Here is a 15,761-nt window from a genome sequence, read left to right as displayed (position 1 = left end):
AGTAGGACGTCCAACTAAACGGTGGGCGGCAAACGTAACGGAGGACTCAGGTCAGAAAATCTCCGGCATCACGCCGGATCTCGGTGAGGAGGGCGTGGACCGTCGTGAGCGCCGCGTCGTCGAGCGCGCTGAACCCGAACCGGATCGCGACCAACTCCTTGGTCGTCGCCTCCACGACCGCCCGTCCCTCGTCGGTCACCTCCGCGAGCACGCCGCGACCGTCCTCGGGATGGGGGGTACGCCGGACCAGCCCGTCACGCTCCAGCCGGCGCACGATCGAGGTCACCGAGGTCGGATGCACCTGCAGGCGCTCACCCATCTTGCCCAGCGGGAGCGCACCGGAGCGGGTGAAGGTCAGCAGCACCAACGCCTCGTAACGGGCGAAGGTCAGGTCATACCGGCGCAGGATCTCGTCGAGTCGTCCCAGCACGATCTGCTGGACCCGCATGAGCGAAGTGACCGCCCGCATCGGCTCGACCGCGGCGTCTGCGCCAAAGTGGCTCTCCCACTGTCGCGCGGCTTCCTGCACTGGGTCGAACGGCAGCGGCCTCCTCTTCGCCATGACGAGGAAAGTAACAGGCGGCTACCGCACCCATGTGCGCTGGCCCGGCGTACGGACCAGGCTTACGGGCGCCGGGACGGTGGACCGGCCAGTGACTCCGGCGGGCGAACATCCTGATGAGCGCCTCGCGGCCGGGTGAGCCGGGCAGGTGCGGACGGCTTGGGTGCCCGTGGCCCGGAGGTGGGCCGGCCCGGGCCTGACAGCCGGGACGATGGACCTGAGACCGACTCCATCTCGGCATCGGACCGGCGCGGCGGACGGCCCGCCGGGGCCGGTGGCACGATGCGCGGGCGGATCCGCCGGACCACCCACTCGACGACCACCCAGGTCGGTCCGGCGAGCCGGCGGAGCCAGCCGACCAGCCGATGCCACTCGCGGTCGGCAGTGAGCGACAGCTCGAGCATGGCGCCGCCGATCATGGCGCCCGCCACCAGGTCACTCAGCCAGTGGGTGTGGCGGTAGACGGAGACGACGGTCATGACCACGCCGACCAGCCCGACTGCCGCCATGAGGAGGCGTCGCTGATGCGCCCGGATCTGGCCGTACCGCACGAGCAGCGCCACGATCAGGCCGTACACGAAGATCACGTTGGCTGTGTGACCCGAGGGAAAGAGCACGTTGTCGCCGACGAAAAGAGCCGGTCCGCCGGTGCGCGGGCTCTCCCGGCCACTCGCGAGCTTCAGGAGTCCGACCACGAGGTTGAGGGCGAACGTCGCCCCCACCGCGATGACAAGGGGTCGGATGCTACGGATCCGCCGGCTCAGCAGGTAGGCGACAAGGAAAAGCAGCGGCAGACAGATGAGCCGCTGGCCAATTCGGTCAACACCGTCGGCGAATGGATAGTCGTAAGGACCTTGGAACTGCCAGATGCCCGCCACCTCGGCGTCGAGACGAAGCAAGGGCCCGCCGCGCGCCAGATCCCCAAAGATCGCAAGGACTCCGACGAAAAGGGCAACCGACAGAACGGGGAATCTCGAACGCGCACCGCTGGACCCGTCTCGTCGAGTTCCCGAGACCCGACTGTCCATGGCGAGCCGGCTCCTTTCGATCGACAGCGGTGGGGGTGGGCCCGGACGGGCGAAGCCCGAGCGGGGCCGGAACCACACACTGTGCGGACGCCGCAAGCGACATCCTGGTCGACGTACCCGACGATAGACGGTGTACGACTTGGTCCGGTTCCTACTCCTTCGTCATATTCGGAGCGTTATTGAACCGTTCACCTCGGGCTAACCAGCCGGGATGACGGGCCCACCACTGGGCGGGTGACGCCTCCGGCCAGCCCGAAGCCTACCCAGCCAGGGTGAGAATCCACGGCGGCCAGGTAACGATCCGTACCCCACAACCTGGCTGCCCCCGGATACGAATCGCCGCCGCCCGGTAGCGGACGGCGGCGAAAACTCTGGGACTGGCGCGTGCGAACGGCTCTAACGCGGAAGGCGGCGAGCGGTGGGTGGCCGGGGCTGGCGGGGGTGGTTGGCGCGCCCGGCGCGTCTGCGCGCCATGGCCGCCGTCGTCGCCGCCGAGGGACCCTCGTCCTCCTCCTCGTCGTCCTGCTCCTTGGCCGTCGCGCGGAGACCCGAACGTTGCAACAGACGCTGGATCGTGAGGTCACGCTGGTCGGGACGTCCGACGTACTTGATCTCACGAAGGCCCTGGTCCTGCGCCGCCGACTCGAAGATGAAGTGCCCGTAGCCGAGGATCCGACCGATGAACGGCTTGTCGACGGTGATGTCGAGAATCCTCATGATCGGCGTGGTGGCGATCTTCTTGGTCAGAACGCCTTTGACCCGGAACACCCGCATGTTGGTGATGACGAAGCGGTCCATGTGCTCGTTGAGCGCACGCCAACCGGCGTGCGCCAACAAGACCAGTGCGGCGGCGAACGGCACCCAGGCGGCGTTGACAGGGAGGTTGATCATCACCCCGAACAACAGCAGGGCACCGAGGCACTCCAGGATCGGGAGGAGATAGACCACCCAGTGGTGGCGTACCTCGTCGACCACCACCTCGCCCTCGTCGGAGAGGAGGTGCCGCACGATTCTTGGATCAGCCAGGGCTCGGCGGACCCAGCGGAGGGGTCCGGTCACGCGAAGACTGAGGTCAGGAACCGGATGACGGACTCGAATCCAGTACTAAGAAAGCTGCCAGCGCCACGGACGGCACCGGCGGCGTTGTCCGGATTGGTGATCAAGTAGAACGCAACAAAGGCGATGACCAACCAGGTCACGACCTTCTTCGTACCTGCTGTCACGTTCGGCACTCCTCCCTGGGACCCCTGTGCGGCCTGCTTGCGTGTTGTAGCCCACCACGAACTCTAAGTGGTATCGGCCACGCCGCAAAGAGTAAACGGCGTACATGTCCACAGCGTGGTCCCAGAAGCCTAAGTGATCCAGAGACCTCACGAAGGGGACGGCGCGCCGAGCACCTCCGCGACCAGCTCGTCGGCGGCCTGATAGGGGTCCAGCTCGCCAGCCACCACGCGCTCGGCGAGCGCGTCAAGGCGGCGGTCGTGCGGTAGCAGGTCCAGGCGTTTGCGCAGGTCGACCAGGGTCAGCTCGGCGATTTCGTCATGCGCGCGGCGGGTCCGCCGGCGGGCCAACTCCCCCGACTCACGCAGATACGCCCGGTGCTGGGTCACCGCGTCGACCACCGCGTCGATCCCGTCGCCGGTCGTGGCCACAGTGCGGACGATCCGAGGGATCCAGGAACCCTCCCGGTGCTCGCCCAGGGCGAGCATGTGGCGAAGATCTCGTCCGACCCGGTCGGCTCCGTCGCGGTCCGCCTTGTTGACGACGTACACATCTCCGACCTCGAGGAGACCGGCCTTCGCCACCTGGACCGCGTCCCCCATGCCGGGAGCGAGCAGCACAAGGGTGGTGTCGGCGAGCCCCGCCACCTCGACCTCGGACTGTCCGACGCCGACCGTCTCGACCAGGATCACCTCGCAGCCGGCGGCGTCCAGGACCCGAAGCGCCTGAGGTGTCGCCCAGGCAAGGCCGCCGAGGTGGCCGCGGGTGGCCATCGACCTGATGAAGACGTCAGGGTCGGTGGCGTGCTCCTGCATCCGGACCCGGTCGCCGAGGAGGGCGCCTCCGGAGAACGGCGAGGTGGGATCGACGGCGAGGACGCCGACCCGGCGACCCGCCCGGCGATACGCCGTGACCAACGCGGAGGTGCAGGTCGACTTGCCCACCCCGGGTGCCCCGGTGATGCCGATGACCTCCGCCTGACCGGCGTACGGAATGAGGGCGGCGGCGACCTCCCGGAGGCGTGGTGAGGCGTCCTCGACCAGAGAGATCAGCCGGGCGACCGCGCGCGGATCACCGGACCGGGCGGACTCGACGAGGGAGGGTACGTCGCGCCGTTGTCCAGCCCGCGCCCGCTCCACCCTCATCGCCGCTCCACCCTCATCGCCGCTCGGAACTCATGCTCGCGCCGCGTTCGGGCGGGCGCTCGGACCTGAATGATCACGTATACGTGGTCATTACCGGCCTCGCATGGTGTCGACGCCGTGTGAGGCATGCAATGACCACGTATACGTGATCATTCGTTCGCTCCGCGGACGGCTCGCCCTTCACCGGACGGCACTCGCAGGATCAACGCGTCGCCCTGGCCACCGCCGCCGCACAGCGCCGCAGATCCCACGCCACCACCGCGACGGGCGAGCTCGAGGGCGAGGTGGAGCACGAGCCGGGCACCCGACATACCGAGCGGATGTCCGAGCGCGATCGCACCGCCGTGCGGGTTGACCTTGTCTTCTGATAGACCCAGCTCGCGCATCGACTGGACGGCGACGGCCGCGAACGCCTCGTTGATCTCCACCACGTCGAGGTCGTCCGGGCTGATCCCCTCCTTGGCGCAGGCCGCCCGGATGGCGTTGGCCGGCTGTGACTGCAACGACGAATCGGGACCGGCCACCACGCCATGGGCACCGATCTCCGCGATCCAGGAAAGACCGAGCGCCTCGGCCGTCTCCCGGCGGGCGACGACCACCGCGCAGGCGCCGTCGGAGATCTGCGAGGACGATCCGGCGGTGATCGTGCCGGCAGGACCGAACGCCGGCCGCAACCCGGCGAGCCGCTCAGCGGTCGTGTCGGGGCGGATTCCCTCGTCGGCCGTCACCGCGAGGGGTTCACCTCGGCGCTGCGGAACCTGGATGGCGGCGATCTCCTGGTCGAAGACACCGTCCTTCTGGGCCGCCGCGGCGAGCTGGTGGGAGCGCGCGGCGTACGCGTCCTGGTCTTCGCGGGAGATGCCGAGCCTGGCGTTGGAGTGGTCGGTCAGCTCGCCCATCGACGCCTCGGTGAAGACGTCCCAGAGCCCGTCACGAATCATCGAGTCGACCAGCGTCGCGTCGCCGTAGCGCGCGCCGGTCCGCGACTCCGGGAGCAGGTGCGGTGCGTTGGACATCGACTCCATGCCACCGGCCACCACGAGGTCGAACTCCCCCGCCCGGATCAACTGGTCGGCGAGGGCGATCGCGTCCAGGCCCGACAGGCACACCTTGTTGACCGTGAGCGCGGGCACTGTCATCGGGATGCCCGCCTTGACCGCGGCCTGCCGGGCAGTGATCTGGCCGGTCCCCGCCTGGAGGACGTGACCCATCAGGACGTACTGCACCTGCTCGGGAGCGACCCCGGAGCGGTCCAGCGCGGCCTTGATCGCGATGCCGCCCAACTCGACGGCGGAGAAGTCCTTGAGCGCGCCGAGCAACCGACCCATCGGCGTACGCGCGCCGGCGACGATGACCGATCCCACGCAGTCACCCTACGCTCACCTGCCCGAGTGTCCGGCCAGGTCAAGCCCGGATGCCGGCCGCGATGGCGCAGGATGGAGCCATGCTCGAGGAATTCCCTGACTCGCCACCGCCGGTCGTCCGCGCCATCGACCATGTCGGCATCGCCGTGCCCGACCTTGACGCCGCCATCGCGTGGTACGCGCAGACCTTCGGGATGCGGGTCGTCCACAGCGAGGTCAACGAGGACCAGGGGGTACGCGAGGCGATGCTCGCGGTCGGCGACGAAGCGGGCCCGATGATTCAGCTGCTCGCACCACTGAACGACCAGTCGCCGATCGCGAAGTTTCTCGCCTCCCGCGGTGAGGGAGTTCACCAGGTCGCCTACACCGTCGACGATGTGGAGGCGGCCTCAGATACATTGCGCGCCCGCGGTCTCGAACTCCTCTATGACAAACCCCGACGGGGCACGGCCGACTCCCGGGTGAATTTCGTCCACCCGAAGAGCGCTGGCGGTGTGCTCGTCGAACTCGTCCAACCGGCCCGCCGGAACTAGCCATCATCGCGAAGAAAGCCGAAAATCCTGGCGGTGTAGGCCCACGACGCTCCTTCCTCGTGTCAAGGTTGAGGTGGGCTTGCTCCCTGGGCCGCGGCCAGGCCTCCGTTCCAAGCCCTGTGGGCGCCACGAGCGTGCCGACGTGCCATACCCAAGGTTGGGCAGGGACAATCGGGGCAGGCACCATGGGACACTGATCGACGCCGTGAGGAGCACAGATGTCTGAACCCGACGAGGGCCTCGGCCTGCTGGAGAAGGGCAGCGCTGTCGGCGCGTTCACCACCGTTCTTCTTGGTTATGACCGCCATGAGGTCGATTCAGTAGTCGGGCGGCTCGAGTCCAACCTGGCTGACTGTGACCGTCGGATCAGTGCACTCCAAAGAGACCTCGATGCGAATCGGCGGGCGCTCGAAGACGCCGGCGAACCCACCTGGGCAAAGCTCGGCCGGCGTGCCCAGGAAATTCTGCGGCTCTCCGAAGAGCAGGCGCTCGACGTCGAGAGCCGCTCCGAGGAAACGGCTTCTGAAGTCCGCGCGGACGCGCACGCGGAGGCTCGACGGGTCACCGACGACGCCGAACGCCTGGCCTCGGAGGTTCGGCGACGCGCCACCGACGAAGGTGAGAAGGTCCGCAACGCCGCCGAGGAAGAAGCCGAGCGCATCGTGAAGGCGGCCCAGAAACGCCGCGAAGACATCCTGACCCAGGTCAACGAGAAGGCCGAACGCCAGCTCAAGGACCTCGACCAGCAGCTCAAGGCCCGCCGGCAGTCGGCCGAGCACGAGATCTCCACGATGCTCGCGGCCGCCGAGCACGAGGTCGCCGAACGCCGCAGCGCCGTCGCCGGCATCCTCGAGAAGGCCCAGCGGGAGGCCGCCGCCGTTCACGCCAACGCCACCGCCGAGGCCGAACGCGTCACCACCCACGCCGAGCAGCTCATGCAGGATGCCGACAAGCGTTCCCAGGAAACCGACCAGCACACCGAGGGGCGCCTGCGCAGCGCCAACGACCGGGTGGCCCAGGTGCTCGCCCGCTCCCGCCGCGACGCCGAGCAGATCCGCAAGGAGGCGCGGGCCGAGGGCGAACGCATCGTCCGGGACTCCCAGACCAAGGCGCGCGAGGAAAGCGCCGCTGCCGAACGCCAGATCGCCAGCCTGCGCCGCCAGCGCGACGACCTGATCGAGAGCCTCACCAGGCTGCGCGACAACGTCAGCGTCATCGCCGGCGTACCCGACCAGCCCCGGCCGACCGCCCTCAGCGGCGCCAACCGCACCCCCGCGTCCGGCGGAGCCAGTGCCGGCGGGAGCAGCGCGCCCTCAGGCACGGCCACGGCGACGACGACAGCTCCACCGAGTTCGAGTCCGGCCAAACCCCCCGCGACGTCGACCGGAAGCGAACGCCAGCAGTCCAGCGGGTCCCAGCCGCAGCGAGGCAAGTAGTCACGCTCCGCATTCACGGGATCGCCCGTTCCGGCCACCGCCTGCCACCCCACCCGACGTGCGGTCGCGCTCGCGCCGTGAGAGCCTTCACGTCTGAGTGGCCAGGATGACCTGAAGGCTGGAACGGCGGAGTGATGAGCGGAGACGAGGCGGTGGCGTCGCCCACCAACGAGGCAGGGAACGGAAAGGCTCACCAGCCGACAGCGGCTGACGAACCCACCGGAGACCAGTCCGCGTCCGACGGACCGCGGGACTCCGGCGCCGCCGAGCCGGCGGCGGCGGTCGCGGCCGAGCGCCTGAGCCCGGAGCCCATGCGCTTCGGTCCGCCCGGCGCACGGTTGAGCCGGCACTCGCCGTTCTATCTCGGTTTCTTCGGGGCGATGGGTGCCCTGCTCGCCTGGCAACTCGCCAACATGCTCGCCTCCGCCCGCAGCGTGCTGGTCCTGCTGGTCATCTCGCTGTACCTCGCGGTCGGCCTCAACCCCGTGGTCGAGTGGTTCGTGCGGCGCCGAGTACGCCGGGGTCTTGCCGTGGCCGCGGTCTTCGTGGGCCTCGCCGTGATCCTCAGCCTGCTCGGCCTCGCGATCATCCCCGTCGTCACCGATCAGGTGACCACGCTGGTCAATTTGCTGCCGGAGTGGCTCGACCGGCTGCGCACCGACCGGAATCTCATGCAGCTGGACGATCAGTACGAGATCACCAAGAAGGTCCAGGAGTACATCACCAGCGGTGGTCTGGCCGAGCGGTTGTTCGGCGGCGTTCTCGGAGCCGGCCGGGTCGTCTTCAGCACGCTCTTCAGCGTGTTCACTGTTCTGGTCCTGACGCTGTACTTCCTCGGGTCTCTCCCGGCCACCAAGAGTGCGCTCTACAAGTTCGTCCCGCGCTCGCGGCGGGTGCGGGTGACCCGGCTGGGCGACGAGATCCTGGATCGGGTCGGCAGCTACGTCGGCGGCCAGATCGCGGTCGCGGCCATCGCGGCCACGGCGGCGTTCATCTTCTTCATGATCGCGGGGCTCCATGAGTTCGCCCTCGCGCTGGCCATCACAGTGGCCGTCCTCGGGCTGATCCCGCTGATCGGCGGCGCGGTCTCGGCGGTGGTAGGGACCTCCGTCGGGCTGCTCACCGACGTCAAGATCGGGATCGCCTGCCTCATCTACTTCATCATCTACCAGCAGATCGAGAACTACCTGATCTACCCCAGAGTCATGCAGCGGTCCGTCAACGTCCCGGGATCCGTGATCGTGGTCGCGGCGTTGGTCGGGGGTTCACTGCTCGGCATCCTGGGCGCCCTGCTCGCCGTACCCACCGCCGCGGCCATCCTGTTGCTCATCCGCGAAGTGATCCATCCGAGGCTCGAAGACGCCTGACCGCCGCACGTACGCATACGGCGGCGGTCAGGCGTCAGGACTACCTCAGGACTACGCGGAGTCTCAGGACTGCGCGAGCCGCGGGTCGGTCGCCGAGACGGTCTCACCGGACTCGTACCACCCGGTCGGCCGGCGCGAGACGAACGGCGTCACTCGCTCGGCGCCGGTGGGCGCGGCCCAGCCCACGGCGTTCGCGATCACTCGCAGGACGTCGGGGTGGTGGTAGACGGGGTACTCCTGGTCACCCGGGCTGAAGTAGAACAACCGGCCCCGGCCCCGGCGGTAGGCGCAGCCACTCCGGAACACCTCGCCACCGCTGAACGAGCTGATGAACACCAGCTCGTCCGGCTGCGGGATGTCGAAGTACTCGCCGTACATCTCCTGCGCCGGGATGATGATCGGGTTGGGTACGCCCACCGCGATCGGGTGGTCGGGCGCCACCGTCCAGACCAGCTCGCGGTCGTTGTCACTCCGCCAGTCCAGCGAGCAGGTCGTGCCCATGAGCCGGCGGAAGATCTTGGAGAAGTGGCCGGAGTGCAGCACGATCAGACCCATGCCGCCGAGGACGGCTTCCTGCACCCGGTCGACAACCTCGTCGGACACCTCGCCGTGGGCCGCGTGACCCCACCACGTCAGGACGTCGGTCTCGGCCAGCACCTCCTCGGTGAGGCCGTGCTCGGGCTCCTGCAGGGTGGCGGTACGGACGACCACGTTGTCGCCGAGGTTGGCGGAGATGCCGTTGGCGATCGCCCCGTGCATACCGTCGGGGTAGATCTCCTTGACGGAGGCGTCACGGCTCTCGTGGACGTTCTCGCCCCACACGGTCACCCGGATCGGGGACGCGCTCATTGTGTTGCTCCCTCTGTCACTCGTGTGCGAAGTCTCGGGGGTTACGCCCCGGCGGATACCAGCACCTCGCGCCCCTCGAGGGCGGAGAGGTAGCAGGCGTCGATGATCTGCGCCCGGGCGAGCCCGTCACGCCCCACGTGGGCGGACCAGTCACCGCCACGGATGAGGTTGACGAACTCACGGACGACCGCCCGGTGACCTTCACCAGGCAGCACCCGCGGCCGCACCTCGGCCGGGGCACCGGCCACGTCGGTGTAGATCCGCAGCGTGTCCTCGCGCGCGTAGTTCTCGACGCTGATCTGGGCGCCGCCGTCCGTGCCGTACAACGCCACACCGAAGTCGTCACCGGGCTTGCGGAACGTCGCCCAGCTGGTCTCCAGCTGCAGGGCACCGCCGCCCTCCAACCGCAGGAAGGCGGTCGCGAGGTCCTCGACCTCGTATGCCGACCCGACGGCCAGCTTGGCGGAGTACTCCGACCCGCCGAGCCCTCGGGGGCCCAGCTCGGAGAACGTCGACGCGCTCACGGAGATCACCCGGGGCTCCCCGAGCAGGTAGAGCGCCATGTCGAGCATGTGGACACCGAGGTCGATGAGCGGGCCGCCGCCAGCCATCTCGCGGTTGGTGAACCAGCTGCCGAGGCCGGGAATGCCGTTGCGCCGCATCCAGTGCGCCTTGGCGTAGTAGACCCGTCCGAGTTGACCAGCGTCGAGATGCCGCTTGAGGACCGCGACGTCACCGCGCTCGCGGTGGTTGAAGCACACCTTGAGGACGCGGTTCGCCTTCACCGCCGCGTCGACGATCGCCTGGGCTTCCTCGCCGGAACGGGCGAGGGGCTTCTCGCACAGGACGTGTTTGCCGCTTTCGAGCGCCGCGATCGAGATCGGCGCGTGCAGGTGCGTCGGCGTGGCGACGCTCACCGCGTCGAGGTCGTCACGCTCGAGCAGGTCCTGCCAGCGTTCGTAGAGATGGGGAATCGCATGCTCCTTGCCGAGTTCGGCAAGGCGGTCAGCCTCCAAGCCAGCCAGGGCGATGACGTCGACATCGGGGAGGGCGAGATAGCCCTTGAGGGCCGCCTGTCCGGCGAAACCCAGGCCGATGACGCCAACGCGAAGAGGAAGGGACTGTTCAGACTGAGCGGCCGCAGAAGTGGCGGCCGCAGGTACGTTCGTGCTCATCGCCGACCAGTGTAGGTATGGCCCAGCGCCTTTCCGCTACTCCAAAAGAGCGGGCCGGTTTGGCCAACCCCGGCCAGTTGGCGAAACCTGCGGGTGGACCGGACCAGTTGTGTGGTTACTCGCCTGGTCCGGGGACCGGCCGGTCGGCGAACGCTGCCACGGTCTGGTCACGGTACGCACTGGCGTCGGCATACTGCATCGGGCCGTCCCAGGTACGTGGGAGCGTTCCCACGTCGGGCGCCACCCGCGCCACGATCTCGTCGAGGACCCGGTCCGCGTCACCGACCCAGAGGTGCTTGGCGCCCGCCATCGCGACCACCTCCGCCCGCGGGATCGCGGCGAACCGCTCCACCGCCTCGGCCGGGCGCAGGTTGTCGTCGAACTCGGGGACGAGAGCTGTCACCGGCTTGCCCGACGCGGCCCACGTCGCGAGGTGCTCGGGCCGGGCGAACTTCAGCGGCGGCGACAGCAGGATCGCGCCCTCGATCGCGGGGTCGCAGCCGTACATCAGGACAAGGTCGGTGCCGAAGGACCAGCCCACGAGCCAGATCCGGGGGAGGTCGGCGAACTCGGCGTACTCGATCGCAGCGGCCACGTCGTAGCGCTCACCGACCGCGCGGTCGAACTCCCCCTTGCTCCGGCCCTGCACGCTCTCGGTGCCGCGGGTGTTGAAGCGGAGCACGGCGATCCGGGCCAGTGCCGGCAGGCGGTAGGCCGCCTTGCGGTAGACGTGGCTGTCCATCATCCCGCCGTGGGTCGGCAGGGGGTGGACGCAGATGAGGGTCGCGACCGGCGGTCCGTCGAGTGGCTCGGCCAGCTCGCCGACGAGCCTGAGCCCGTCAGCGGTCTCCAGCGTGAGCGGGGTACGCCGGGCCGGGAGGACGCTGTTGGCCCGGATCGGCTGGGGGCCGGGCACGTCGGGTGCGGGACTGCTCACCCCCCGATTGTCGCCTGCCAGGTCCGTCCGGGTTCGCCGGCCTCGCCTCCGCCCGCCGGCTCACCTGCGCCGACGACGGTCGCGGGCCTGCCAGCACGCGGTGTGCCAGTGCCGGCGTTCGTCCAGACCGGTCCCCGCGAACGACCGCGGGTCGACCGGCCAGGCCACCACGTGCGGTGTCCCGGGCTGGATCAGCTGGTCGCAGCCGGGGCAGCGGTACGGCTTGGTGCTGGTCGCCCCCGTGATCTGGCGGACCACCCAGTCGCCGTCAGACCACTCCTCCACCCGCTGGTGCCCACCGAACAGCGGGCGCTGCGGCGGGTCTGGGCGGCGCCTGGAACGTCGGGGCACCACCCAATTCTTCCGGGCCAGTCCGGCGGTGGGCTCCTCGGGCGGCACATCCCGCGCCCGCGTGGCGCACGCGCCCGGCTCCGGCGCCGTACTCTTGTCCCGTGCCCCGTTATGAGTACCGCTGCCGCGCCTGCGGCGAGACGTTCGAGCACTCCCGCCCGATGAGTGAGGCGGGTGCGCCCGCGACCTGCCCGAAGGGGCACGACGACACCGTCAAGCTGCTGTCGACCGTCGCCGTCTCCGGCCGGGCTGCCGCCGCAGGTCCCGCCGCCGCAGGTCCCACCGGCGGTGGTTGCTGCGGCGGCGCCTGCGGCTGCGGCTGAGCGGCTACTCCCCGCGAAGGCCGTACGCCCGGATCGAGGTCACGTCGACCTGGTTGCCCTTGTCATCGATCGCGCCCATCCGTAGCGACACGAAGCCGCCCGGCTTGTTCGGGTGGGTCAGAGTCGCGCTCCACCGACCGGTGGGGTTCTGGCTGACCGGGACCGCTGACCAGGTCTTCCCGTCGTCGTACGACACCGACAGCTGAACCCGGCGCACGACCCCGGTTTCGGGACCTCCCAACATCGGAAGGTCGAGGCGGAACGGCTTACCCGCGGGCGCCCGCCCGTGGGCGTCGAACGCACCGGTGGCGAGGATGTTCAGCATCGACACCAACCCCACTTCGTCGGCAGGTGTGGCGGAGGAGAACACCCAGCGGCCGGTGACCGTGGTGGCGTAGGTCGACCATGGCACCTTCCGCTTCGCCGAGACATCGAGGGTGTACGTGCTCCGGGGGCTCGGCTGGACGCCCGCGTCGAGCAGGAACGGATCGGTCGACTCCGCGACGACCTTGCCAGCCCTGCGCAAGGTGACCTTGCCCGCGATGCCGGTGGCATCCCAGACCGCCTGGCTACCGCTGGTGAGCGAGGAGCTGAACGGCGCGAACCAGAAGTTCATGCTCCCGTCGACACTGCGGTTGCCCTGGCCGTGCGGGCGGAACGCCGCAGGGTTCCAGGTGCGGCTGACCCGCTGGCCAGGATGATAGGTGGCCGGGTCATGGAACTCGGTGAACCACGTCCGCGAGATGTTCGACCTGACGTCGAGAGTGTCCGACCAGATCAGCGGCTCCCCTGGGCCGGTCCCCGAGCCGAACTCCGCACTGAACAGCCGCGTCCGCCGGCTGGGGAGCGGCGTGGTGTAGAACCACCCGAGCCCGGTCGTCACACCGCGAGGGAGTTCGGCCTGGCGGAACCACACGCCCTCGACGTCCAGCCCGACGCCGCCCGCGTCGAACCTCGAGTCCAGCCGCACGAGGTCGGCGTCGCGGACTGAGTACGCCGGGTTGGCGGGCACCCGACCCTGCTGCCCGAGGACCAGGTCATAGGTGCCGCGGCCGGAGTCCAGCGCCTTGTAGAGGGCGAACATGTAGGTCCGGTCCGTCACGGCGGCGGTCGGCAGCGCGTACGTCGGGTACCGCTGGGTGCCCGGGAGGTTCACCAGGGTGGTCCACGGAAACCCGCCGACGAGTTCGACGGTGCCAAACGTCGTGACGACCGTCGAAGCGTCGGGTGCCTCCACCCGGGCCTGGACCAACTTCGCCGCCCGGGCGTCGAGCGTCAAGGTGAGGTTGCCGGTCAGGGTGAAGTTCGGCCTGGAAAGGTGGGTGAAGCTGGGTGGCTTGATCCCGTGTTCCGTCACGATGATCTCGCCGAACGTGTAGTGCCCGCGCGGCAACCGGACTCCGAGCCCACCCTTGACCGGCCGGAGCCAGAAAACCTCCCCCGAGGTGGGGTCGGCGACGACCGGCTGGGCGAGGAACGCCTGGTCGAGCCGGTCGATCAGTTGGCCGTCGCGATCGGTGGCCTTGATCGTGAGGTCGTACGCCTCTTCCTCGACGTACGCCGTCCACGGGGTTTGTACGGCGACCGCTCCACCGCTCGCGGTGATCCGGCCGTGGTAGACCGTGCCGGCCATGCCCATCCGGGGGTTGACAGTGAGGGTCACCGGCGCGGTGCTCCGGGCCGGAATGGTGAGCGTCTTCTTGTCGAGGGTGACGACCCCGGCGGGGGCGGGATCGCCGCTGCCATCCGCCGCGCTGACGCGGAGGGTGAGGGTGACGGCGGCGGCGGTGGTGTTGCGGTAGGTCACCACCCGGCTGGTCTTGGCGGTGTGCGGCCACTTCAGATAGAGCGAGACGCTGCTCCGGTCGGCGCTCACCCGCTGGGTCAGCGCCCTGGCGGCGTCGAGTTGGCCCGCGCCCTGGTCGAAGACACCTTCACCCGCCTTGGGTTTCGCCGAGCCGACCAGCATCGCCTTGAGCTCGGCGGCCTTCCAGGTCGGCCGTAGCTGGGCGAGCAGTGCCGCACCTCCGGCGACGTGCGGGGTGGCCATCGAGGTTCCCGACATCCTCGCGTAGGAGGCGCCCACCGGCTCCTCGGGGAACGATCCGCCCGCCCGAGCGGCCACGATGCCCACACCGGGCGCCGCCAGGTCCGGCTTGAGGGCGAAGTCGGTCACTCTCGGGCCCCGGCTCGAGAACTCCGCGGTCGTACCCGTCGAGCCCACCGCCCCGACAGTGAGTGCGGCGTCGGCCGAGCCGGGAGAGGTGATGCTCTCCTCGTAGGGCCCGTTGTTGCCGGCGGCGACGACGAACAGCGTGCCCTTCTGCGCGGTGATGCGATTCAGCGCGAGCGACACGGGGTCAGTACCGTCGGTCGCGAAGGACGAGCCGATGCTCATGTTGGCGATCCGGGCGCCCTGGTCGGCGGCCCATTCCATGCCGGCGATGACGGACGACTCGGTGCCACTGCCCTCGTCGTTGAGGACCTTGCCGTTGAGCAGCGTGGCGTCAGGAGCCATTCCCTTGTAGCGACCGTTCGAGGCGGCCCCGCTCCCGGTGATGGTGGACGCCACATGCGTACCGTGGCCGAATCGGTCGTCGGCACCGGACGGACTTCCAATGAAGTCCCGCTCAGCCACCACCGCTCCCTTGAGGTCGGGGTGGTCACGGTCGACACCGCTGTCGAGGACAGCCACCTGCACCCCCTTACCGGTGTAGCCGAGCTGCCATGCCTTCGGCGCGCCCGTCTGCGGGACACTCCGGTCAAGGGTGGCCCGCACCGGGCCGTCCAGCCAGACCTTCTCGACGTCGCCGGCCAGGGCGCCGCCCCGGATCGACGGACCGGTCCCGGGCGCGGCCGCCGCCTGGCCGACGAGCCAACGCCAGAAGCTCACCGCCTCGCCCTTGGGCTCTGACACCGCGGCTGACCGCACGCTGGGCAGCGGCCGCCCGATGGTGGTACCACGCGGAACGGCGGCGAACCCACTCCGGCCGGGCGCGTACTGAAGGATGAGCGGAATCCGCTTCGTCCTGGCGTCGTCGTATCCCGCGGCGGCCAGGCGGGCAACCTCGAAGAGCCGCCGGTCGAGCCGCCCGGTCAGGAGCAACGGTGCCGCGTCCGAGGGCACCACCTCCACGTCGCGGCCGCGCTGGCGGATGCTGAAGACGACCTTGCTGCGGCCCGGACCGGGAATCGGCACGACGCTTCTGACGCCCCCGGCCCGAGTGGTCAGGCGTACCCGGTCACCGCTGATCAACGTGACCGTCGAGATCTCGTCCCGATCGGGTACGGCGGGCTTGCCTGCCGTCGAGGTCGCGGCCGTTGCCCCGGAACTCCAGATTCCAGCTACCGCCATCGCGCCCACCGTCAAGGCGAGCAGAGTCCTCCGAAGACCGCGCATGCATTTCCCCCAAGCAGACGCACTGCAGACGTGACGAAGCAATACCCGTCGCCGGCAGGACGCCCGCGAT

At 69.4% G+C, this 15,761-nt stretch carries 15 protein-coding genes; 4 read left to right on the top strand and 11 right to left on the bottom strand.

Going from position 1 to position 15,761, the window contains the following annotated elements:
* Positions 1-46: 46 nt before the first annotated feature.
* From B141_RS0111245 to B141_RS0111220, 6 genes are all read right to left on the bottom strand, one after another.
* On the bottom strand, positions 47-562 hold the full coding sequence (locus tag B141_RS0111245) for a MarR family winged helix-turn-helix transcriptional regulator (RefSeq protein WP_026257119.1): 516 nt from the start codon (positions 560-562) through the stop codon (positions 47-49).
* 62 nt (positions 563-624) lie between these two features.
* Positions 625-1,590 (bottom strand): phosphatase PAP2 family protein, encoded by a 966-nt coding sequence (locus B141_RS45485; RefSeq protein ID WP_020575264.1) that lies wholly within the window; start codon positions 1,588-1,590, stop codon positions 625-627.
* Between the two features lie 396 nt (positions 1,591-1,986).
* Complete coding sequence (locus tag B141_RS40070) at positions 1,987-2,649, bottom strand: PH domain-containing protein (protein WP_020575263.1); 663 nt, start codon at positions 2,647-2,649, stop codon at positions 1,987-1,989.
* The gene (locus B141_RS50265) at positions 2,646-2,813 is read right to left on the bottom strand and encodes a hypothetical protein (RefSeq protein ID WP_169512920.1); all 168 of its coding nucleotides are present in this window, start codon (positions 2,811-2,813) and stop codon (positions 2,646-2,648) included. The genes B141_RS40070 and B141_RS50265 overlap by 4 nt, the downstream gene beginning before the upstream one ends.
* 147 nt (positions 2,814-2,960) lie before the next feature.
* A complete protein-coding gene (meaB, locus tag B141_RS0111225; RefSeq protein WP_020575261.1) occupies positions 2,961-3,956 on the bottom strand; it encodes a methylmalonyl Co-A mutase-associated GTPase MeaB in 996 nt (331 codons plus the stop codon).
* Between the two features lie 149 nt (positions 3,957-4,105).
* Entirely contained in the window at positions 4,106-5,320 is a 1,215-nt protein-coding gene (locus B141_RS0111220; RefSeq protein WP_020575260.1) for an acetyl-CoA C-acetyltransferase, read from the bottom strand.
* Positions 5,321-5,400: 80 nt separating this feature from the next.
* Here B141_RS0111220 and mce point away from each other — a divergent pair, with 80 nt between their 5' ends.
* The 3 genes from mce to B141_RS0111205 all read left to right on the top strand — a co-directional run bounded on the left by mce (position 5,401) and on the right by B141_RS0111205 (position 8,656).
* Positions 5,401-5,853, top strand: a complete 453-nt coding sequence (gene mce / locus B141_RS0111215; RefSeq protein WP_040421012.1) for a methylmalonyl-CoA epimerase — start codon at positions 5,401-5,403, stop codon at positions 5,851-5,853.
* Positions 5,854-6,071: 218 nt separating this feature from the next.
* Positions 6,072-7,289, top strand: a complete 1,218-nt coding sequence (locus tag B141_RS0111210; RefSeq protein WP_020575258.1) for a coiled-coil domain-containing protein — start codon at positions 6,072-6,074, stop codon at positions 7,287-7,289.
* Positions 7,290-7,423: 134 nt separating this feature from the next.
* On the top strand, positions 7,424-8,656 hold the full coding sequence (locus B141_RS0111205) for an AI-2E family transporter (protein ID WP_020575257.1): 1,233 nt from the start codon (positions 7,424-7,426) through the stop codon (positions 8,654-8,656).
* Positions 8,657-8,719: 63 nt separating this feature from the next.
* On the opposite strand, the gene B141_RS0111200 is transcribed toward B141_RS0111205, so the two are convergent.
* From B141_RS0111200 to B141_RS0111185, 4 genes are all read right to left on the bottom strand, one after another.
* Positions 8,720-9,505: a ThuA domain-containing protein gene (locus tag B141_RS0111200; protein ID WP_020575256.1), complete on the bottom strand. Its 786-nt coding sequence runs from the start codon at positions 9,503-9,505 to the stop codon at positions 8,720-8,722.
* Positions 9,506-9,546: 41 nt separating this feature from the next.
* On the bottom strand, positions 9,547-10,680 hold the full coding sequence (locus B141_RS0111195; protein ID WP_020575255.1) for a Gfo/Idh/MocA family protein: 1,134 nt from the start codon (positions 10,678-10,680) through the stop codon (positions 9,547-9,549).
* A 115-nt stretch (positions 10,681-10,795) separates the two neighbouring features.
* Positions 10,796-11,617 carry an alpha/beta hydrolase gene (locus tag B141_RS0111190; protein WP_020575254.1) on the bottom strand — a complete coding sequence of 274 codons (822 nt, stop codon included), beginning with the start codon at positions 11,615-11,617 and terminating at the stop codon, positions 10,796-10,798.
* A 60-nt stretch (positions 11,618-11,677) separates the two neighbouring features.
* Positions 11,678-11,968 carry a hypothetical protein gene (locus B141_RS0111185; RefSeq protein WP_040420986.1) on the bottom strand — a complete coding sequence of 97 codons (291 nt, stop codon included), beginning with the start codon at positions 11,966-11,968 and terminating at the stop codon, positions 11,678-11,680.
* A 101-nt stretch (positions 11,969-12,069) separates the two neighbouring features.
* Between B141_RS0111185 and B141_RS0111180 the strand changes: the two genes are divergently transcribed.
* On the top strand, positions 12,070-12,291 hold the full coding sequence (locus B141_RS0111180; protein ID WP_026257115.1) for an FmdB family zinc ribbon protein: 222 nt from the start codon (positions 12,070-12,072) through the stop codon (positions 12,289-12,291).
* Between the two features lie 4 nt (positions 12,292-12,295).
* On the opposite strand, the gene B141_RS0111175 is transcribed toward B141_RS0111180, so the two are convergent.
* On the bottom strand, positions 12,296-15,691 hold the full coding sequence (locus tag B141_RS0111175) for a S8 family peptidase (protein ID WP_157180942.1): 3,396 nt from the start codon (positions 15,689-15,691) through the stop codon (positions 12,296-12,298).
* Between the last annotated feature and the right edge of the window lie 70 nt (positions 15,692-15,761).

Source organism: Actinopolymorpha alba DSM 45243 (assembly GCF_000373925.1).
Lineage (GTDB): Bacteria > Actinomycetota > Actinomycetes > Propionibacteriales > Actinopolymorphaceae > Actinopolymorpha > Actinopolymorpha alba.
This window is presented reverse-complemented; position numbering and strand designations above follow the sequence as displayed.

Coding starts and splice junctions, on each gene's coding strand:
- B141_RS0111175 (WP_157180942.1), bottom strand. CDS start 15,691: ATGCGCGGTCTTCGGAGGACTCTGCTCGCCTTGACGGTGGGCGCGATG.
- B141_RS0111205 (WP_020575257.1), top strand. CDS start 7,424: ATGAGCGGAGACGAGGCGGTGGCGTCGCCCACCAACGAGGCAGGGAAC.
- B141_RS0111200 (WP_020575256.1), bottom strand. CDS start 9,505: ATGAGCGCGTCCCCGATCCGGGTGACCGTGTGGGGCGAGAACGTCCAC.
- meaB (WP_020575261.1), bottom strand. CDS start 3,956: ATGAGGGTGGAGCGGGCGCGGGCTGGACAACGGCGCGACGTACCCTCC.
- B141_RS0111245 (WP_026257119.1), bottom strand. CDS start 562: ATGGCGAAGAGGAGGCCGCTGCCGTTCGACCCAGTGCAGGAAGCCGCG.
- mce (WP_040421012.1), top strand. CDS start 5,401: ATGCTCGAGGAATTCCCTGACTCGCCACCGCCGGTCGTCCGCGCCATC.
- B141_RS0111195 (WP_020575255.1), bottom strand. CDS start 10,680: ATGAGCACGAACGTACCTGCGGCCGCCACTTCTGCGGCCGCTCAGTCT.
- B141_RS45485 (WP_020575264.1), bottom strand. CDS start 1,590: ATGGACAGTCGGGTCTCGGGAACTCGACGAGACGGGTCCAGCGGTGCG.
- B141_RS0111210 (WP_020575258.1), top strand. CDS start 6,072: ATGTCTGAACCCGACGAGGGCCTCGGCCTGCTGGAGAAGGGCAGCGCT.